Raw genomic sequence first — 17,685 nt, 5'->3', positions numbered from 1 at the left:
TAGTCTTCAGGCATGTCAGTGAACATCGATCTTGCCTTCACCGTCACCGGCGTCGCCGACGAGCCGCAGGCCTGGGCGATCGTCCGCGCCCTGCAGGAGCTGATGCACGAGGAGGACATAGCCGCCCAGGTCACCATAGGCGTGGCGGTGGACGACGACGGCTCGTACTTCGTTTCCGGGGACTCCGACTTCCCGCTCGGCATCTCGCGCTTCTACCTGTGGCAACCGCACTTCGAGGGGGTCTTCGCCGTGACGGTGGCCGCGGTGGCGGCCGGAGCCGTGCCGGAGATCCGCTGGGGTTACCCGGACGAGGAGTACTGACCGCTCCGCCGTCAGCCCGGCAGGGGCGGCGGGGGAGCGGGGGGTAGCGCCCAGCGGATCGCCCGGGTGACGGCGTGGCCGCCGGCGCGGGCGACCGGGGGCGGCATCCGGGCGACCGCGGGCGCGTCCTCGGCCACGGCCGACCTCGCCCAGGGCGGAAGCAGCTCCACGGCCGCCGCCGCCAGCAGTGCGTACGGCAACCGGGCGGCCCCCGGCAGCGGGGGCTCGCTCAGCAGGAACCGGGCGGTGTCCCGGGAGGCCGCCGTCGGCCGGAGGCCGGGCCGGTACCGGGCCATCCGCAGGGCCAGCTCGCGCACGTTCTCCGGCGGCCGGTCCGCCCCCAGCGCGCGGGCCACGCGCGCCGTGTCGGCCAGGTATGCGTCACAGCCCGCGGAGTCCAACGGGCGCCTGCCGTATTGCTGATGGGCCCGCAGGAAGCAGTCCGCCTCGGCGAGGTGCACCCAGGTCAGCAGCTCCGGATCATCGGCCCGGTACGGGACTCCGTCGGCCGTCCGCCCCCGGACACGCGCGTGCACCTCCCGTACGAGGGCCACCGCCGCCTCGGCGTCGGCACTGGTACCGAACGTGGTGACGGCGAGGAAGGTGCTGGTGCGGTTCAGCCGCCCCCACGGGTCGCCCCGATACCCCGAATGGGCGGCCACGGCGGCCATGGCGAGGGGGTGCAAGGACTGCAGCAACAAGGCGGCCAGCCCGCCGACGAACATCGAGGCGTCGCCGTGCACCCGGCGCACCGGCCGGTCCGGGGCGAACCATCGAGGTCCGGGCGTCGTGTGGATCCGCGCCCGGTTCCGGGGTCCGTCCGGCCCGGCGACGCGCAGGAAGACCGCGTCCCCGGCTTGCCGCCTGATCCGCTGGACCGTCGTGGCCCTCGCCTTGGCCATGAGCCCAGTATGGGCCGGTTCCGGCCGTGGATCACAGCCAGCGTGGCGGGATGATGCCGTAGTAACCGCCGAGCAGCTGACGGTAGTCGGTGCTCTCCAGGTGCTGGTCCCGGATGAACTCCGGTGCGTCCTTGACCTGTTCCCTGGTCAGTCCGACCCGGATCCGCTTCTCCTCCACGTCGATACCGGTGACGGTGCCCGCCGGGAGGAGGACCTCCTTGCCGAAGATCCACGGGCCGGTGTCCACGACCAGATAAGCCGATCCCGCCTCGTCGGAGTGCTTGTCGACCTTTCCGATGGTGCCGTCGGAAGCCTCCACCTTGTAACCGGCCAGGTCCACGTCCGTGATGCGGTCGACGGTGACGTGGTAGGCCCAGACGTTCTCAGACATGAGTGAAACAGCTCCTCCATCGATCCGTGTCGGTCGCGGCGCGCATGCCCCGTGCGGTCGCGGCTACACGTCCGTACCCGGATCCGGGCCTACCACCCTTGAGGGGCGGCCGGAGCATGACCTGATCAGGGTGAACTCCCGCGCCGCTCGGGGGCTCGGGGCTACGCTCCCTGGATGGAACGCGCAGAGGTACTCAAGCGAGTGATCGGCATCCTCACCGACGCCCAGGACATTCGCCGGGCCGCCGAGGCGGGCGAGCTCGACGAGCACGTCGACGCCGGGGAGGGCGGTGCCGGAGCGGAACCCACGGCCGGTGTGGCCACTCTGCTCCTGAACGAGATGCTGCCGTCGATCAGGGTGCCGGCGGACGCCTCGCCCCAGCAGGTGGCCGCCCTCGTGGCGGAGGCGCTCGGGCCCGCCCTGCACACCATGGTCTCGGGCTTCAGCCTGGCGTTCACCAGCCTCGCGATGGTGCACGACGGCGGACGGACGGACATCTCCTCGATCGAGGTCCTCCAGGAGCTCGCCCTGGAGATCGAGTCCGGGACCTACGACGAGGGCGCGTAGCACCTCACCGCCCGGTCCCGGCTCCGCTGCCATCGCCCGTGGGTACGCGGGCGGTCGGGCAGGCCGTCCGCCGTACGGCCTGCCCGAGCCCGTTACTCCGCGTCGTCGTCGCTCGTACGGGTCGTCTTCCGCTCCTGCCGCCGCCTCAGTTCCTCCGGGCTCTTGCCCTCGACCCGCTTGCTGGCCTCGGGGTGCACCGGGTCCGGACCGGGATGATCCTGCGCCTGCTCCGCGCGGCCCTCTCCCGACTTCTCACGCCTGTCCTGCGTACCCTCCATGGCTGCTTCTCCTTCGCGCTCGCGGTTCTCGTCGACAGGAACTGCCCCGGACATCCACCGCCTACCCGCGAACGGCCGGGGTGACCTCCTCCTACGGCCCATCCTCGGCCGATCGGGGCCCGGCGGCCACGCCATGCGTCATCCGGCCCAGCAGCGGGAAGGCGCCCCGCATGCCGGAAACGATCACCAGTCTCGCCACCCGTGTCGCACGCCGCCGCCGTGAGCCGGTCGCCGTCCAAGCCCTGCGTTCCACCGCCGCGGCCGTGATCAGCTATGTCGTCGCGCTCCGCCTGAGCAGCGAGCCACTCCCACTGACCGCGCCATTGACCGCCCTGCTCGTCGTCCAGGTCACCCTGTACTCCACCCTCACCACCAGCATCCGCCGGGTGAACTCGGTGGTCGTCGGCGTCCTGATCGCGATCGGCTTCAGCGCCCTGGTGGGTCTGACCTGGTGGAGCCTCGGGCTGCTGATCCTCGCCTCGCTGGTGGTGGGCCACCTGGTACGCGTCGACGAGTTCGTGCCCGAGGTCGCGATCAGCGCCATGCTCGTCCTCGGCGTCACCCAGGTCACGGACACCGCCTGGGACCGGGTCCTGGAGACGATCATCGGCGCGGTGGTCGGACTGCTGGTCAACCTGCTCCTCGCACCGCCCGTGTGGGTCGGCCCGGCCGGCGAAGCGATCACCGACCTCGCCCGGCGCATGAGCAGGCTGCTCGACCACCTCGGTGAGGAACCCTCCGGACCGGCCAGGGTCGAGCAGGCCGCGGCCCGGCTGCACGAGGCGCGCCGCCTCGACAACGACATCGCCCAGGTCGACGCCGCCCTCCGGCAGGCCGAGGACAGCCTCCGGCTCAATCCGAGGGTCAAGGAAGGGCTGCTCTTCAGGCTGGTGCTGCGGACCGGCCTGGACACCCTGGAGATCTGCGCGGTCGTACTCCGCGTGGCCTGCCGAACGCTGACCGACCTGGCCCGGGCCCGCCCGGACGGGCCGCTCTTCGACGCCCCGACCGCGACCGCGCTGCGGGAGGTGCTCCGCCACACGGCCGTCGCGGTGGAAAGCTTCGCCCAGCTGATCACCGCGCAGGTCAGCGCCAACGCGGAAGAGGCGGAGGCCCGACTCACCGGCGAACTGGCCGTCGCCCGGGCGCACCGCGACCGGCTCGCGGTCCTGTTGCTGGCCGCCGCCCGCCAGGACCCGGCACACTGGCAGCTGAGCGGTGCGCTGCTCACCGAGATCGACCGGGTCCTGGACGAGCTGGGCGTGGACAAGCGCTCCCAGCGCCTGCTGGAGGAACTGGACCAGCACACCCGCACCCGGCGCAGGAGCTGGAAGACGCTGAAGCGGCCGCGGCAGGACGCCGCGTGAGGGAAGGCGGGGCCATGGTGCACGTACTGGGCAGCAGGGTTCTGCTGCGCCCCACCGACCCCGAACGCTCGCGCGCCTTCTACGGCGACACCCTGGGGTTGGCGATCCACCGCGAGTTCGGCACCGGCCCCGAGCGCGGCACGGTCTACTTCCTCGGCGGCGGCTTCCTCGAACTGTCGGGCCGCGCCGAGGAGCCGCCCGCGCCCGGCCTGCGGCTGTGGCTCCAGGTCGAGGACGCGCACGCGGCGTACGAGGAACTACGCGGCCGGAACGCCGAGGTGCTGCGGCCTCCCCTGCGCGAGCCCTGGGGGCTGATCGAGATGTGGATCGCCGACCCCGACGGCGTGCGCATCGCCGTGGTGGAGGTCCCGTCCGACCACCCCCTGCGCTTCCGCCCCTGATCCGAGGCAGGCCCCCGGGAACCGAGGACGTCAGCGGGCGCTGCCCAGGTCACGGTCTGCCTCGGATCCTTCGAGCATCAAGGTGGTCTCCTCGATGCGGCTGAACCGGCCGTCGGGCGCGAACTCGCCGAACAGGTAGACCTCGGTGCGCACCGTCGAACCGTCCGTCTTCGTGACGTGGACGGTGTGCCGGTCGGCGTACTCGAGGCCGTCGTACAGCTCCTCGTGGACCTCGACACGGCCGTGGTCGACGACGGTGCGCAGGTGGCTGATGTGCTCGATGAAGCCGGCCCGGTCCGCCCACTCGCCGTCCGTGCGCTGGCGGTACTCCGGGGCGAAGTGGCGGTCGGCGGCCTCTTGGACGGTGAGGTCGCGGTTGAGGAGCAGGTCGGTGAGGGCGGCCGTGATACCGGTGCGGGTCATGGGAGTGCCTTTCGATACGCCTGGTGGATGTGGATGTGGATGTGAATGTTGATCCGAAACGGATCGCAATGCGTGCGCAGCGCACGCACTTCGAAAACCCTAACAGCTATGCGTGCGCGACGCACGCTATTCTTGTCGTGTGGACAACGAGATCGGGCAAGAGATCGCGGACGCGCTGGGCATCCTGCTCAAGCGCACGACCCGCGCGCACCTGCACCAGCGGCTCACGGAAGGCATGGGCGAAGCCGTCGACGACGTGACCTACCCCGTGCTCAGCGCCCTGGCCCGGACCGGCCCCCGCAGTGCGGCGGACCTGGCCCACGACGTGGGCGTCGACCGCTCCGGCGTGACCCGCCGCGCCTCCCGGCTGGAGACCGCGGGCCTCATCCGCCGCGAACCGGACCCCACCGACCGGCGCGCACACCTCCTCGTCCTGACCGACGAAGGGCGGCTCGTCGTCGCGGAGCTACGCACGCGCCTGGCGGACCACATCACGACGAGCCTGGCCTCCTGGCCCCCGGGTGAGGCCGAGACCTTCGCCCGCCACCTGCGCCGCTTCACGGCCGAAGGCCCCTTCGCCTAGGGGGCGGCGGCCGGCACGCGGCAGCGGGAACGACGGCTCATGGCGCGCTAGTTTGGGGCACCCCGAAGCAGAGGAGAGCCCCGTGGGCAAGGTGGTCATGTACAGCTCGGTGTCGGTGGACGGCTTCGTCGCGGACGAGAACGACCGGCCCGGACCGCTGTTCGACTGGTTGTCCAGCGGTGACGTCCCCTTGGACGAGAGCGGCGCGCTGAAGGTGTCGCAGACGTCCTACGACTACACCCGGCCGTACTGGGACCGGATCGGCGTCACGATCGTCGGCCGCCACGTCTTCGACCTGACGGACGGCTGGGACGGGAAGCCTCCGGGCGGGATCGACCACGTGGTCGTCGTGACGCACCGGCCGGAGCCCGCCGGCTGGGACCCCGAGGCGCCGTTCCACTTCGTCGACGGCGTCGAGGCGGCCATGGCCAAGGCGCAGGAGCTCGCGGGTGACCGCGTGGTCGAGGTCGCCGCCGGCGACGTCGGTGGCCAGGTGCTCGCCGCGGGCCTGGTCGACGAGGTGCGCATGGACGTCGTACCCGTCGTGTTCGGGTCCGGCAAGCGCTACTTCGGGTCGGTCCACGCGCAGCACCTGTTGGAGGATCCCGACGTGGTGCTTCAGGGCGACCGGGTGCTCCACCTGTGCTACCGGGTGCGCCGTTGACCGATCGGAGCGGGTGCGCGCACCTGGTGGCCGCGAGGTCTCCGGTGTCCGGTTCTTCGTGGTCGATGAACCCTTGCCGGAGACCTCGCTCCTGTCCGGCCGGCGCGCGCCGCCGCTCGGCTCACTTCGTGCGCACGGCCTACTGGTCGCGCTCGGGCCAGGTGGGGCCCTGTTCGGTCCAGACGACACCCTTGTTGCGGCAGAGGCAGAAGGGGTGGCCGATGGGGTCGGTGTAGACGCGGAATCCGTAGCCGTCGGGGCCGGTGCAATCCCGCTGCAGGGTCGCCCCGAGGTCCAGGACTCGGCGTTGTTCGGCCTCGAAGTCGTCGACCTCGAAGTCGAGGTGGAACTGCTTGGGATGCTCGCTGTCGGGCCACTGCGGCGCGCGGTAGTCCTCCACCTGGATGAAGGCCAGTTCGATCGCGCCGAACTGGATACCGGCCCAGTGCTCGTTGCTGCTCTTCTTGACCGGGAGCCCCGTCACCTCGGAGTAGAAGGCCGCCAGCTTCATCGTATCCGGGCAATCGATGATGAAATCGGTTAGTCGTAGCACCCCGTGATCTTGCCACAAGATCAAATGAGCCGGGCGGTGAGACGGACCCATGGGGCGGGCCGGGCCCGCCGCTGCGGGAGTAACATCCTGCCCGTGGCGGAACACCAGGACGAGACCGGGGCGGCCTATGACGGGGTCGTCGAACTCTACGCGTCGCTGTTCGCCGATCGGCTGGAGACGCAGCCGTTCGCGCGGGCCATGCTCACCACCTTCGCGGAGTTGGTGCGCGGGACGGGCAACGCGCGCGCGGCCGACGTCGGGTGCGGGCCCGGGCATCTGACAGCCATGCTCCACGACCTGGGCCTGGACGCCTTCGGGATCGACATCTCCCCGGGCATGATCGACCACGCCCGCCGGGCCCGCCCCGTGCTGCGGTTCGACGAGGCGCGGATGGAGGCCCTGCCGGTCGAGGACGGGGCGCTCGGCGGGGTCCTCGCCCACTACTCGATGATCCACACGCCGCCCGGGGAACTGCCCGCGCTGCTCGCCGAGCAGGCGCGCGTCCTGGCCCAAGGGGGCCTGCTGCTGGTCTCGTTCTTCGCGACCGACGGTCCGGAGCCGGTCCGCTTCGACCACAAGGTGACCCCTGCCTACAGCTGGCCGGTGGACCGGTTCGCCGAGCTGCTGGCCGGGGCCGGGCTCACACCGTTCGCCCGGCTGGTTCACGACCCGGCCTCCGAACGGGGCTTCCTCGACGCCCACCTGCTGGCCCGCCTCGCGCCGGCCGCGAGCGGGCCGAGGACATCCGGGTCCGGCTACTCACCCCCTTCTGAGTAGCCGCACCCAGGCGGGGTCGCCCGCCGTCCGCCTAGCCTTCGTTCCATGAGCCTTGTGAAGGAACCGGCCGGTCCGGAGCAGCAGACGCGAGAGGATCCGGTGGCGGAGCCGGAGCACAGGGGCACGGCGGCACTCGCCCTGGGGGCCACCGCCGTGGCGATGCTCGGCTGTCCGTTCCTCCCGGAGCAACTCCCGCCGTGGATCCGCTTCTTCCCGCTCTACCTCGTCCTGCCCGTCGCGATCATGGCCCTCGTCTGCGGTCTCCCCGACCTGTGGGCCATGCGGGGCGACGAGGTGGCGCCCCGCGGCCGCGCGCGGATCGGAGTCGCACTCGGCACGGTGGCCATCCTGGTGCCACTGGCCGCCTGCCTCCTCATGGTTCAGCTCCTGGACTGAAGTGCACCCCCGCCGAGAAGCCCCGTACCGGCCGGTGCCGCCAGCCGTTCCAGCTCCTCCAGGCGCTCGCGCGACTCCTGGTCCAGCGGTACGTACGTCACGAGCCTCGGGCCGGTGCGCGGTCCGAGCCACAGGTTGTTGTGTTCCAGATACAGCATGCCCACGTGCGCGTTGCGGATGTACTTCGACTTCGCGACCTGCCCGCCGACCACCTCGTGGCGGGCCCACACCTCCCGGAACTCCGCCGACGCCTCCTCCAGTCGGGCCAGCAGCGTCTTCCACGCGGGCTCCGCCAGGTGCTCGGCCATCGCCGCCCGGAACCGTGCCGCCATGATCCGGTGGGTGCTCGGCAGATCGACCACCGATTCCTGCCACTCCCGGTCGGTGAAGGCGAGCCACATGCAGTTGCGCTCCTCCGGCCGCTTGCCGTCCAGGTCGCCGAGCAGACGCCCGTAGGTGGCGTTGTAGGCGACGATGTCGTACCGGCTGTTCTGGACACACGCCGGGATGTGACCCAGCTGGTCGACGATGGCCCGCACGGACGGTGTCACGCTGGGGCAGACCGCCGGCTGCACCGGGTCGAGGCTCCCGGCCAGCGAGAACAGGTGCTCCCGCTCGCTCACATCGAGCAGCAGTGCCCGAGCGACCGCGTCCAGCACCTGCCCCGACACCTGGATGTCGCGCGCCTGCTCCAGCCACGTGTACCAGGTCACGCCCACCGACGACAGGTGCGCGACCTCCTCACGACGCAGCCCCGGGGTCCGTCGGCGCGGCCCGCGTACCAGGCCCACCTGCTCGGGAGAGATCCGCTCCCGGCGGGTGCGTAGGAACTCGGCCAGCTCGTGCCGCCGAACATCGCTTCCAGGAGCAACAGTGGTCATGATCCCAGCCTGCCGCACCGTCCATCCTGTTGCCAGGTAGTCCTGATACCTGGATAACGACACTCTGGTACCCGTCTGACAGCCGGGAGATCGTCGGACGGTGACTCAGATCCCTGTACGCAGCAACCCTGTACGCAGCAACTCCGGGCACGGCGACCCCGTGCCCAGCGTTTCCGTCCGCAGCGCCCCCGTCCGCGGTGTCCCCGCGCCCCACCTGAGCGGCCTCGGCCTGTTCACCGTGCTCCTCGGCGCGGCCCTGCCCCTGATCGACTTCTTCATCGTCAACGTCGCGCTGCCGTCCATCGAGCACGACCTCGCCGCCGGCCCCGCCCTCCTGGAACTGGTCGTCGGTGGCTACGGCGTCGCGTACGCCGTCCTGTTGGTCCTCGGCGGGCGCGTCGGCGACAGCCTCGGCCGCCGCCGGCTCTTCCTCGTCGGCATGGCTGCCTTCGGCGTCACCTCGCTCGCCTGCGGCCTCGCCCCGACCGCCTGGGCTCTCGTCGCCGCCCGCGTCGCCCAAGGCGCGGCCGCCGCCCTCATGCTGCCGCAGGTGCTCGCCACCATCCAGGCCACCACCGAGGGCCCGCGTCGGGCCCACGCCATGAGCCTGTACGGGGCCACCGGGGGCCTGTCCATGGTCGCCGGGCAGATCCTCGGCGGCGTCCTGGTCGCCGCGGACCTCGCCGGAACGGGCTGGCGCGCGGTGTTCCTGGTCAACGTCCCCGTGGTGCTGGTCGGGCTGGTCCTGGCGGTGCGCAGCGTCCCGGACACCCGGGCCGGCCGGCCCGCGGCCGTGGACGTGCCCGGCACCCTGCTCCTCGCGCTGTCGCTGATCTCGCTGCTGCTCCCGCTGACCGAGGGGCGCGCCGCCGGCTGGCCGCTGTGGACCTGGATCTCGCTGGGCGTGTTCCCCGTCGCCGCAGCGGCGTTCTACTTCACCGAGCGCCGGGCGGACCGTAAGGGCCACACCCCGCTGGTACCGCCGAGCCTGCTGAGGCTGGAGTCGCTGAGGCGCAGCCTGGCACTCCTGATGCCGTTCTCCGTCGGCTTCGGCGGCTTCATGTTCGTCCTCGCCGTGACCCTCCAACAAGGCCTGGAGATGGGCCCGGTGACGGCGGGCCTGGCGCTGGCGCCGATGGCCGTCGCCTTCTTCGGAGCCTCGCTGGCCGGCCCTCGCCTGATCACCCGCTTCGGCAGCAGGATCGTCACCGCCGGCGGCGTCATCCAGGCGGCCGGGATCGCCCTCCTGCTGGTCACCCTGCGCCAGGGCTGGCCGGACCTCGGCGTGGCCGTACTCGCACCGGGCATCGCCCTGGCGGGACTGGGCCAAGGCTTCCAGATGCCGGTGCTGATGCGCCTGACGCTCTCGGACGTCCCCGCCGACCGGGCCGGGGCGGGCAGCGGCGTCATGATCACCGCCCAGCAGTCCGCCGTGGCGCTCGGCGTCGCCACGCTCGGCAGCCTCTTCCTCGCGCTGGTCCCGACGGCAGGCATGCGCGCGGCCGTGTCGACCACCCTGCTCGTCCAGCTCGGCCTCATCGCGCTGACCGTCCTGCTGAGCCTCCGCCTCCCGCGTATGCGCTGACCGGATCACGCCGGAGAGAAGCGTCAAGCACGAGCACGAGCACGAGCACCGGCGCGGCCGCGCGGTCGCGGGGATACGCCGAGGCGCCCGCGCGCGGCAGGTCGGTCACCGTGATCCATGACCGTGACCTACCGCGCGCGGGCGCCTGGCCCGCCCCCACCGGGGACCGCTGTCGGTTCAGCCCGCGGCGAGGAGCGTGAGCGTGTCGATCACGCGGTTCGAGAAGCCCCACTCGTTGTCGTACCAGGCGACCACCTTGACGTGGCGGCCGTCGACACGGGTGAGCTCCGAGTCGAAGATCGACGAAGCCGGGTTGCCGGTGATGTCGGAGGACACGAGCGGGTCCTCGGAGTACTCCAGCACGCCGGCCAGCGGTCCCTGCGCCGCGGCGCGGTACGCCTCGAGGATCTCCTCGCGCGTCACGTCACGGGCGACGGTGGTGTTGAGTTCGACGATCGAGCCCACCGGGACCGGCACGCGGATCGAGTCGCCCGACAGCTTGCCGTCGAGCTGCGGCAGCACGAGGCCGATCGCCTTCGCGGCGCCGGTCGAGGTCGGAACGATGTTGACACCGGCGGCGCGGGCACGGCGCGGGTCGCGGTGCGGACCGTCCTGCAGGTTCTGCTCCTGCGTGTAGGCGTGCACCGTGGTCATGAAGCCGTGCTCGATGCCGGCGAGCTCGTCCAGGACGGCGGCCAGTGGGGCCAGCGCGTTGGTCGTGCAGGACGCGTTCGAGACGATCACGTGCTCGGCCGGGTCGTAGGCGTCGGTGTTGACACCGAACGCGAGCGTGACGTCGGCGCCGTCGGACGGCGCGCTGACCAGCACCTTGCGCGCACCCGCCTTGATGTGGCCACGGGCGGCCTCGGCCGAGGTGAAGCGGCCGGTCGCCTCCAGGACCAGGTCCACCTCGAGCTCGGCCCACGGCAGCTGCTCCGGCTCGCGCTCGGCGAGCACCGTGATGCGGTGGCCGTCGACGACGAGCACATTCCCCTCGACGGTCACGGGGCGGCCGAGCCGGCCCGACGTGGTGTCGTAGGCGAGCAGCCGAGCGAGGGTCGCGGGCTCCGTCAGGTCGTTGACGGCGACGACCTCGAGGTCGGTGTCGCGCTCGAGGAGCGCGCGCAGCACGTTGCGACCGATGCGGCCGAATCCGTTGATGGCAATGCGAGTCATGAGCGATGTCCCTTTCGTTCGCCATCAGGTTCGCTCGCGGTCACCCTCCGCAACAGCGGCGAGATCGCCATGGTTCGTAAGGATCTCGCCACCGGGAGGGGTGGGTCGGTCATGCGCCCTGGGTGAAGGTGCGCCGGTACTCCGTCGGGGTGGTGCCGAGGATGCGGTGGAAGTGCAGCCGCAGATTGGCGCCGGTGCCGAGGCCGACATCGTCGGCGATCTGCTCGACACTGCGCTCCGAGCGCTCCAGCAGTTCACGGGCCACGTCGATCCGGGCTCGCATGACCCACTGCATCGGCGTGTACCCGGTGTCCTCGGCGAAGCGCCGCGAGAAGGTCCGGGGCGAGACCCCCGCCTGCTGGGCCAGTGCCTCCAAGGTCAGTGCTTCGCCCAGGTGGTGCAGCGCCCACTCGCGGGTGGCGGCGAACCGCTCGCCGAGCGGCTCGGGCACGCTGCGCGGCACGTACTGCGCCTGGCCGCCGCTGCGGTAGGGGGCCGCGACCAGACGGCGGGCCGCGTGGTTCGAGGCGGACACGCCGAGGTCGCGGCGCAGGATGTGCAGACACAGGTCGATGCCCGAGGCGGCGCCGGCGGAGGTGAGAACGCTGCCTTCGTCGACGAACAGGACGTTCTCGTCGAGGTGGATGAGGGGATGTTTGGCGGCGAGGGCTCGCGCGTAGTGCCAGTGGGTCGTCGCGCGCTTGCCGTCGAGCAGACCGGTGGCGGCGAGCGCGAACGCGCCCGTCGAGATGGCGGCGAGCCGCGCGCCCCGGTCGTGGGCGGCGATCAGCGCGTCGATGACGGCCCGCGGCGGATCCTCGCGGTCGGGGTGGCGGTAGCCGGGCACGAAGACGATGTCGGCCCACGCGAGCGCGTCGAGCCCGTGGGTGACGTGGTACGAGAGCCCGTCGCCGCCGGTCACGAGCCCAGGAGCCGCGCCGCACACGCGCACCTCGTACGGCATGCTCGCGCGGGTCGTGAACACCTGCGCGGGGATACCGACGTCGAGGGGCTTGGCGCCTTCGAGGACGAGGACGGCTACACGGTGGAGACGGGAGGGCGGCACGGGGTTCAGGGTACGGCGGGGAAGAGGACGCCCTCTGCCCGGCCGCTCCGCCTGCTCGGGGAGCGCCTGGCCTTCCGACCATGACGGAGCCGGTTCATCGTGACAGTGCACGCGTCGAGTCGGCCACGACAGGAGCGGTGCGGCCCGGCACGGGATGGCGGGTGGAATGGGCCACCGGAGGCCCGATCGACGGAGCCACGGGGGCGGTGCCCGGCCATGCGGACTTCGTGCGATCGGTCACGAAGGCGACGGTCGAGGGCCGCCCGGTCGCCGTCACCGGCGACCGGGACGGCCGCGTTCAGGTGGGGGACGTGGACACGCGTACGGAAGTGGTGGGACGGGGGCGACCGACCTCGTACACGGGTCCGGTGTGGGCCCTCGCCGCGGCCGTCGTGGTACAGGCGCCCGAGCCCCCCTGATCACCCGGCGGACTCAGAGTCGCTTGGCGATGAGGTCCAGGTCCCCCCGGGTGAACCCCGGACCGTCGGCGCCGTCCGGGGCGAAGGACTCGATGACCGCTCGGACGACCGGCGCCGTGTCCGTACCGGCCACATCGGTGAACTGCACGTTGTAGAAGACGAGCCGGCCGTCGACGTCCTCGTTGGAGATCTCCAGGACCTCGTCGAGCCAGTCGGTCGCCTTGGCCACGTTGCCCAGTTCGCGCTCCAGTTCCCGCAGACAGCTACGGCCGATTCCCGGCAGCAGCGTCACCGTGAGCGCCGTGGCGTCGGCGAAGGTGCGTACGTCCGGCCAGAAGGTGTTGATGGGCCGGGGTCGGGACGCGTCCGTGAAGTCGAAGAAGGTCAGGGTGTGGCGCACGCACACGTGGTGCACGTTCTCCTCGGCCGCCGTCAGCGTCAGGGTCACCTGCCGCCCGCTCACGTCGGCGCGGACCGTGGCGGTCGCGGCCAAGGCCGCGGAGTCCGCGTACGCCGCGATCGACGGCGCGTTCACACGGGCCTCCGTGAAGAGGCGTAGTCCCTGGTCGCCCGTCGGGAACGGGGTCATCCCCTTGCGCAGGTTCTGCTTGGTCCTGGCGTCGTACACCCACTGCTCGCGCAGAGGCGGGTACAGCACCTCCTTGTCGCGGTCGACCCGCTCGGCGGCGAGGTGCGCGGTCTGCAGGTGCCGGTGCAGGGTGGTCCAGAGCGCGGCGTCGTACACGCCCCGTCCGTTGTCCGCCTCCGCGGCGTGCAGCCACGCCGTCTCCAGGTCCTTGAGCGCGAGCGACACGGCGTCCATCCGGCGCGTGCCCGGCCCGCCCGGGATCGGCTCGGTGTCGGGGTCGAAGTTCATGCCCGGGTCGTTGGCCGGGCTCTGCGGGCCCAGGGACACCATCAGCGGCAGGTTCCACAGCAGGCGGTGCGGGTTGGGGCTGCCACCGGGACCGGCCATCGCCACGGCCTCGGCGACCCGCTCACCGGCCACCGACCAGCACAGACTCCAGAACGCCCGCGCCGCCCCCTGGAGCTTCGGGTTCTGCGCGTTCCAGGCGGGGGTGAGTTGCTCGGCGATCGAGCTGAGTCGCTCCTTGGAGATCTTGTGGTGCAGTGCCCCGGATTTCCACTCGGTCGGTAAGGCGTAGACCGCCTTGCCGTCGTTCAGCGGCTTGACTGCCCACTTGGTCTTGTCCGGGACCTCGCGGCCACTGCTCGGTGGTGGCGCCGGCCTGCCGGCCACCGGAGACGTCGTCATGGCACTCCCTTCGCGGCCCACCGAGCGCGGGCCGCGCCCATCTTCGAGTCCTCGGGGAGGGGGCGTCCACCGGTTCCGGCGCATTGGGAAGGGTGGGACGAGAGGCACCGCGAGAGCCGCCCCACCCACCCCGCGAACCCCATCCGCCCCAGCGCGCCGGCCCCGCCCGGTGCCCACGCGCCGCCCCGGAAAACGGCGCGCCCCCACCGACCGCGGCCCGTTACGATCGGGCCCTCACCCGATCACGGCGGTACCACGGAGGCACCGATGACACCGGCCCCTTCGCGGACACCCGACCACCCCGAACTGCTGGAGCGCGGACACCCGTTCCGCCAGTGGAAGACCTGGCGCATACCCGGCACCGAGCTGACCCTCACCGGGTACTCACGCGCCAACGACAAGACGTTCTTCCACATCCCCGAACTGCGCTGCGCGCTCGACGCCGGGCTGGTGGAAGGCCGTCAGCCGGAGACCGTCTTCCTCACCCACACCCACCACGACCATTCCAAGGACCTCGACCACCTTGCGGCCAGGCCCGACGGAGTCGACATCCACCTGCCCGCCGCGGCAGTGCCGTACGTGGAGACCTTTCTGCGGGCCTCCGCCGAACTGAACCACGGCACCGCCTACGATCCGGCCCTCGCCGCGGGCTGCCGCCTCCACGGGGTACGCGGCGGCGACGAGTTCACCTTCGGACGCCGCGGCCACCACGTACGGGTGGTGGAGTGCGTCCACAAGGTGCCGTGCGTGGGATACGCGTTCTCCGAACGGCGCAAGGCGCTGCTGCCCGAGTACGAGGAACTGCGGCGCACCCTCGCCGAACAGGGCCGGGGCGCGGAGTTCGGCCGCGTCCTGGCGCAGCGCCGCAAGGAGGGGACCGAGGTCGAACGCGAGGTGCGCAAGCCGCTGTTCGCCTTCCTCGGCGACACCCATGTGAGCGTCTTCGAGGACAACCCGTGGCTCTTCGCGTACCCGGTGATCATCACCGAGTGCACCTACCTCGACGACGCCGAGCTGGAGCGGGCCGACCGGGTCGGACACACCGTGTGGAGCCGGCTCAAGCCCGTCGTCGAGGCGCACCCGGACACGCTCTTCGTCCTCACCCACTTCAGCCTGCGCCACTCGGACCGGGACGTCCTGGACTTCTTCCGCGACGAGCGGCCCGACAACGTACTGCTGTGGGCGCACCCGGACAGCAAACTGCCCGAGCAGCACCAGCACGGCTGACGTCCCCGGACCGTCGCACCAGGAGCCCAGGGCCCCGGGGCAGCTGGATCAGGCCTCCGCCAGTGCGTCCCGCAACCGGCGTGCCTGCTTGAGCAGTTGGGACGACCCGGGGCGCTGGGCGAGCGCCGTCACCTCGGGCAGCTCGCCACGCGCTCCCGACAACCGGGCGGCGTCCGCGGCGACGGCCAGCAGCGCCCCGTGCAGCTGAGGCCGGGTACGGGCCAGCAGGCCGGGCAGAGCGGTGGCCAGGACCGCCCAGACCGCCGCGGCGCCTTCCGGTACCGGTACGGCGACGGCCGCCCGGAGCGACTCCGTCAGCAGGGGCACCCGCAGCGTGCCCAGCTCCACGAGCGCGGTCAGCTCCCGCCCCAGCAGCTCGCCGTCCAGCCGCCCCCGCGAGGCCAGTACCACCAGCGCGCGCACGGCGGCCTCCCGGTCGGGCTCGGGGACGGAGGCGAGCCCGTAGGCGACGGCCAGATGCACGGCGGGCCCGGCCGGGCCGTCCGTCGAGGCGAGCGCCTCCAGGAACGCGGGGGAGCCGCTGCCGTCCTGGTCGGCAGCCGACGCGACACCGGTCAGCAGCCGGGCCGCGGCGATCTCCGGATGCCAGGGCAGGGTCGCCACCGTGTGGGCGTCCCGGTAGTCCGGCAAGGACCAGTGCGGACAGGAGATGAGCGGCTCGAACACCCGGAACAGTGACCAGAACTGCCGGGGGAACGCGCCGCGGCCCTCGATGGCCTCGTGCCCCACCAGGATCCGGCGGCCGATGCGGGCTCCCCGGCGTTTGCTGGGACGCTCGGCCTCTCCCGCTTCGCGCTCCCGCTGCCAGGCCGGGTGGGGCAGCCCACCCTGCCGCAGCCAGGCGGCCAGCCGGATCCCCTCCGCCGACTCCAACTTCTCTGCGGCACGTACCACTTCGGGGTCCATCGGGCCGCCGCAGCGCAGCAGAGCCTGCCCCAGGTCCGCCGGTCCGGGCCGGATGCCGAGCCGCTCGTACTCCGCGAGGCGCTCGACCAGTTCGTACGGTTGCACCGCACCGGTCGGCCCGCTCGGTACGGAGAGCAGGAACGGCACGTGATCACCGGCCCGCAACCGTGCCGCGACCTCGCCCGAGCGCGAGCCCGCTATGTAGCCCAGTGCCACGTGCTGGCACAGTTCGAGCCAGCCGGCCCCGGACTTCTCCCAGGACTCCTCCGCCCGCACGGGACCGACCGCTTCGCCGACGATCACCGCCAGGCACCGCACCTGTGCGTGCGGCTTGACCTTGAACGCGTGCGGGACGGCCCCGAGCGCGGCGGTCAGCGCCTCCCTGTCCCGGAAGCTGTGGCTCACCACCGCGTTGAGCAGACGCTCGAACACCACCACGCCCGGGTCGTGACGACCCGCCAGCACGGCCCGGACCTCGTCGGCGAGCGCACCGAGTGACGGTACGGCGAATTCCCCCTCGATCATGTGACGCAGGCTAGCTCCTGCCACTGACAGCGCCGCCGCAGGGTGCGTGGTGTCAGAGCGGATCGCCGAGGGGCCCGTACTCCGCCTCCAGGTTCCTGGCCCAGTGCGCGGCGAAGTCGGGCCGGCTGCCGTCGGCGTCCGTGAACCCGTACTCCTTGTAGAGGTCCCAGGTGGCCAGCGCCCGGCCGGTCCTGGCGATGACGTCCGGGTCGGCCGCCAGGGCCACGACCGCCCGCCCCAGATAGGCGGGAGTCTCCGAGTGCGCGAAGTTCGGGTCCTCGGCGGCGCCGTCACGCCAGGTGGCCTCGGTGACGCCGAAGTGCTCCAGCATCGCCTCCGAGCGCAGGAATCCCGGTGTCAGGGATACGGCCGCGACGCCGTGCGGCCGCAGCTCGGCGGCTTGCGCGACGGCCAGTCGGATCACCGCCGACTTCGCCATGTCGTAGAAGAAGGAGCCGCGGTAGCGGGCGGTGTTGCCGTCGGTGACCTCGACGACCAGGCCGCTCCCGCGGGCGACCATGAGCGGCAGCGCGTACCGGCTGGTGATCACATGGGTCTCCACCGCCCGACGCATCAGGCGCAGGCCTTGGTCCAGATCCTGCTCCCACAGCGGGTGTTCCCAGTCGGTGAGCGCGTCCCCGCCCCATACGGAGTTGACCAGGATGTCGAGCCGGCCCTCCTGCTCCGTCGCGATCCGCGCCACCAGCGCCTGGACCTGCTCCGGGTCGCTGTGGTCGGTGCGGACCGGGATGCCCCGGCCTCCGGCGGCGGTGATCGTCTCGGCCGTCTCCTCGATGGTCTCGGGCCGGTCGAGATCGGAGCGCCGCGTACCGCTGCTGCGGCCGGTCACGTAGACCGTCGCGCCGGCGGCTCCGAGCTCGACGGCGATGCCCCGCCCGCCGCCCCGGGTGCCGCCGGCGACCAGCGCGACCTTTCCGGCGAGCTGTCGTGTCTTCGTCGTCATCTCTGCGCTTCTCCAG

Annotated in this window: 22 protein-coding genes; 11 read left to right on the top strand and 11 right to left on the bottom strand. The window is 71.9% G+C overall.

Annotated features, from left to right (window positions below; genetic code table 11):
* Positions 1–12: 12 nt before the first annotated feature.
* Positions 13–321 carry a hypothetical protein gene (locus tag OG624_RS01520; RefSeq protein WP_158711918.1) on the top strand — a complete coding sequence of 103 codons (309 nt, stop codon included), beginning with the start codon at positions 13–15 and terminating at the stop codon, positions 319–321.
* 11 nt (positions 322–332) lie between these two features.
* Here the strand turns inward: OG624_RS01520 and OG624_RS01515 are convergent, their stop codons facing one another.
* A complete protein-coding gene (locus OG624_RS01515) occupies positions 333–1,223 on the bottom strand; it encodes an oxygenase MpaB family protein (protein ID WP_266356122.1) in 891 nt (296 codons plus the stop codon).
* Between the two features lie 31 nt (positions 1,224–1,254).
* Positions 1,255–1,614, bottom strand: a complete 360-nt coding sequence (locus OG624_RS01510) for a PRC-barrel domain-containing protein (protein ID WP_033224275.1) — start codon at positions 1,612–1,614, stop codon at positions 1,255–1,257.
* Positions 1,615–1,788: 174 nt separating this feature from the next.
* On the opposite strand from OG624_RS01510, the gene OG624_RS01505 reads away from it, so the two are divergent.
* Positions 1,789–2,181, top strand: a complete 393-nt coding sequence (locus tag OG624_RS01505; protein ID WP_033224276.1) for a hypothetical protein — start codon at positions 1,789–1,791, stop codon at positions 2,179–2,181.
* Between the two features lie 92 nt (positions 2,182–2,273).
* Here OG624_RS01505 and OG624_RS01500 read toward each other — a convergent pair whose 3' ends face one another.
* Positions 2,274–2,459, bottom strand: a complete 186-nt coding sequence (locus tag OG624_RS01500; RefSeq protein WP_033224277.1) for a hypothetical protein — start codon at positions 2,457–2,459, stop codon at positions 2,274–2,276.
* 170 nt (positions 2,460–2,629) lie between these two features.
* Between OG624_RS01500 and OG624_RS01495 the strand changes: the two genes are divergently transcribed.
* Positions 2,630–3,826: an FUSC family protein gene (locus tag OG624_RS01495; protein ID WP_033224278.1), complete on the top strand. Its 1,197-nt coding sequence runs from the start codon at positions 2,630–2,632 to the stop codon at positions 3,824–3,826.
* Between the two features lie 14 nt (positions 3,827–3,840).
* Entirely contained in the window at positions 3,841–4,227 is a 387-nt protein-coding gene (locus OG624_RS01490) for a VOC family protein (protein ID WP_033224279.1), read from the top strand.
* Between the two features lie 30 nt (positions 4,228–4,257).
* On the opposite strand, the gene OG624_RS01485 is transcribed toward OG624_RS01490, so the two are convergent.
* Positions 4,258–4,650, bottom strand: a complete 393-nt coding sequence (locus tag OG624_RS01485) for a nuclear transport factor 2 family protein (RefSeq protein ID WP_371638915.1) — start codon at positions 4,648–4,650, stop codon at positions 4,258–4,260.
* Positions 4,651–4,789: 139 nt separating this feature from the next.
* Between OG624_RS01485 and OG624_RS01480 the strand changes: the two genes are divergently transcribed.
* Together OG624_RS01480 and OG624_RS01475 are read left to right on the top strand one after the other, a co-directional pair.
* Positions 4,790–5,233: a MarR family winged helix-turn-helix transcriptional regulator gene (locus OG624_RS01480; RefSeq protein ID WP_033224281.1), complete on the top strand. Its 444-nt coding sequence runs from the start codon at positions 4,790–4,792 to the stop codon at positions 5,231–5,233.
* An 82-nt stretch (positions 5,234–5,315) separates the two neighbouring features.
* A complete protein-coding gene (locus OG624_RS01475) occupies positions 5,316–5,897 on the top strand; it encodes a dihydrofolate reductase family protein (RefSeq protein WP_033224282.1) in 582 nt (193 codons plus the stop codon).
* Positions 5,898–6,036: 139 nt separating this feature from the next.
* Here the strand turns inward: OG624_RS01475 and OG624_RS01470 are convergent, their stop codons facing one another.
* Positions 6,037–6,450: a VOC family protein gene (locus OG624_RS01470; RefSeq protein WP_033224283.1), complete on the bottom strand. Its 414-nt coding sequence runs from the start codon at positions 6,448–6,450 to the stop codon at positions 6,037–6,039.
* 93 nt (positions 6,451–6,543) lie between these two features.
* Here OG624_RS01470 and OG624_RS01465 point away from each other — a divergent pair, with 93 nt between their 5' ends.
* Together OG624_RS01465 and OG624_RS01460 are read left to right on the top strand one after the other, a co-directional pair.
* A complete protein-coding gene (locus tag OG624_RS01465) occupies positions 6,544–7,227 on the top strand; it encodes a class I SAM-dependent methyltransferase (RefSeq protein WP_051763638.1) in 684 nt (227 codons plus the stop codon).
* Positions 7,228–7,272: 45 nt separating this feature from the next.
* Positions 7,273–7,623 (top strand): hypothetical protein, encoded by a 351-nt coding sequence (locus OG624_RS01460; protein WP_158711919.1) that lies wholly within the window; start codon positions 7,273–7,275, stop codon positions 7,621–7,623.
* Here the strand turns inward: OG624_RS01460 and OG624_RS01455 are convergent.
* Positions 7,608–8,504: a helix-turn-helix transcriptional regulator gene (locus OG624_RS01455; protein ID WP_051763639.1), complete on the bottom strand. Its 897-nt coding sequence runs from the start codon at positions 8,502–8,504 to the stop codon at positions 7,608–7,610. The two genes, OG624_RS01460 and OG624_RS01455, sit on opposite strands and share 16 nt — an antisense overlap.
* A gap of 160 nt (positions 8,505–8,664) precedes the next feature.
* On the opposite strand from OG624_RS01455, the gene OG624_RS01450 reads away from it, so the two are divergent.
* The gene (locus tag OG624_RS01450) at positions 8,665–10,089 is read left to right on the top strand and encodes an MFS transporter (RefSeq protein ID WP_371594565.1); all 1,425 of its coding nucleotides are present in this window, start codon (positions 8,665–8,667) and stop codon (positions 10,087–10,089) included.
* A gap of 177 nt (positions 10,090–10,266) precedes the next feature.
* Here the strand turns inward: OG624_RS01450 and gap are convergent, their stop codons facing one another.
* Complete coding sequence (gap, locus tag OG624_RS01445) at positions 10,267–11,265, bottom strand: type I glyceraldehyde-3-phosphate dehydrogenase (RefSeq protein ID WP_033224285.1); 999 nt, start codon at positions 11,263–11,265, stop codon at positions 10,267–10,269.
* Positions 11,266–11,374: 109 nt separating this feature from the next.
* Positions 11,375–12,331, bottom strand: coding sequence for a GlxA family transcriptional regulator (locus OG624_RS01440; RefSeq protein ID WP_326746785.1), 957 nt, complete (start codon positions 12,329–12,331; stop codon positions 11,375–11,377).
* Between the two features lie 161 nt (positions 12,332–12,492).
* On the opposite strand from OG624_RS01440, the gene OG624_RS01435 reads away from it, so the two are divergent.
* Positions 12,493–12,750 (top strand): hypothetical protein, encoded by a 258-nt coding sequence (locus OG624_RS01435; protein WP_371638913.1) that lies wholly within the window; start codon positions 12,493–12,495, stop codon positions 12,748–12,750.
* A gap of 13 nt (positions 12,751–12,763) precedes the next feature.
* Here the strand turns inward: OG624_RS01435 and OG624_RS01430 are convergent, their stop codons facing one another.
* Positions 12,764–14,026, bottom strand: coding sequence for a hypothetical protein (locus tag OG624_RS01430; RefSeq protein WP_371638912.1), 1,263 nt, complete (start codon positions 14,024–14,026; stop codon positions 12,764–12,766).
* 267 nt (positions 14,027–14,293) lie between these two features.
* On the opposite strand from OG624_RS01430, the gene OG624_RS01425 reads away from it, so the two are divergent.
* Positions 14,294–15,253: an MBL fold metallo-hydrolase gene (locus OG624_RS01425; RefSeq protein WP_326746782.1), complete on the top strand. Its 960-nt coding sequence runs from the start codon at positions 14,294–14,296 to the stop codon at positions 15,251–15,253.
* A 48-nt stretch (positions 15,254–15,301) separates the two neighbouring features.
* Here OG624_RS01425 and OG624_RS01420 read toward each other — a convergent pair whose 3' ends face one another.
* Positions 15,302–16,705 carry a DUF7824 domain-containing protein gene (locus OG624_RS01420; RefSeq protein WP_371638911.1) on the bottom strand — a complete coding sequence of 468 codons (1,404 nt, stop codon included), beginning with the start codon at positions 16,703–16,705 and terminating at the stop codon, positions 15,302–15,304.
* A 52-nt stretch (positions 16,706–16,757) separates the two neighbouring features.
* Positions 16,758–17,669, bottom strand: coding sequence for an SDR family oxidoreductase (locus OG624_RS01415; protein WP_371587019.1), 912 nt, complete (start codon positions 17,667–17,669; stop codon positions 16,758–16,760).
* Positions 17,670–17,685: the final 16 nt, after the last annotated feature.

Source organism: Streptomyces virginiae (assembly GCF_041432505.1).
GTDB lineage: Bacteria > Actinomycetota > Actinomycetes > Streptomycetales > Streptomycetaceae > Streptomyces > Streptomyces virginiae_A.
This window is presented reverse-complemented; position numbering and strand designations above follow the sequence as displayed.

Coding starts and splice junctions, on each gene's coding strand:
- OG624_RS01420 (WP_371638911.1), bottom strand. CDS start 16,705: ATGATCGAGGGGGAATTCGCCGTACCGTCACTCGGTGCGCTCGCCGAC.
- OG624_RS01430 (WP_371638912.1), bottom strand. CDS start 14,026: ATGACGACGTCTCCGGTGGCCGGCAGGCCGGCGCCACCACCGAGCAGT.
- OG624_RS01515 (WP_266356122.1), bottom strand. CDS start 1,223: ATGGCCAAGGCGAGGGCCACGACGGTCCAGCGGATCAGGCGGCAAGCC.
- OG624_RS01505 (WP_033224276.1), top strand. CDS start 1,789: ATGGAACGCGCAGAGGTACTCAAGCGAGTGATCGGCATCCTCACCGAC.
- OG624_RS01455 (WP_051763639.1), bottom strand. CDS start 8,504: ATGACCACTGTTGCTCCTGGAAGCGATGTTCGGCGGCACGAGCTGGCC.
- OG624_RS01490 (WP_033224279.1), top strand. CDS start 3,841: ATGGTGCACGTACTGGGCAGCAGGGTTCTGCTGCGCCCCACCGACCCC.
- OG624_RS01425 (WP_326746782.1), top strand. CDS start 14,294: ATGACACCGGCCCCTTCGCGGACACCCGACCACCCCGAACTGCTGGAG.
- OG624_RS01495 (WP_033224278.1), top strand. CDS start 2,630: ATGCCGGAAACGATCACCAGTCTCGCCACCCGTGTCGCACGCCGCCGC.
- OG624_RS01485 (WP_371638915.1), bottom strand. CDS start 4,650: ATGACCCGCACCGGTATCACGGCCGCCCTCACCGACCTGCTCCTCAAC.
- gap (WP_033224285.1), bottom strand. CDS start 11,265: ATGACTCGCATTGCCATCAACGGATTCGGCCGCATCGGTCGCAACGTG.
- OG624_RS01460 (WP_158711919.1), top strand. CDS start 7,273: ATGAGCCTTGTGAAGGAACCGGCCGGTCCGGAGCAGCAGACGCGAGAG.
- OG624_RS01500 (WP_033224277.1), bottom strand. CDS start 2,459: ATGGAGGGTACGCAGGACAGGCGTGAGAAGTCGGGAGAGGGCCGCGCG.
- OG624_RS01510 (WP_033224275.1), bottom strand. CDS start 1,614: ATGTCTGAGAACGTCTGGGCCTACCACGTCACCGTCGACCGCATCACG.
- OG624_RS01415 (WP_371587019.1), bottom strand. CDS start 17,669: ATGACGACGAAGACACGACAGCTCGCCGGAAAGGTCGCGCTGGTCGCC.
- OG624_RS01520 (WP_158711918.1), top strand. CDS start 13: ATGTCAGTGAACATCGATCTTGCCTTCACCGTCACCGGCGTCGCCGAC.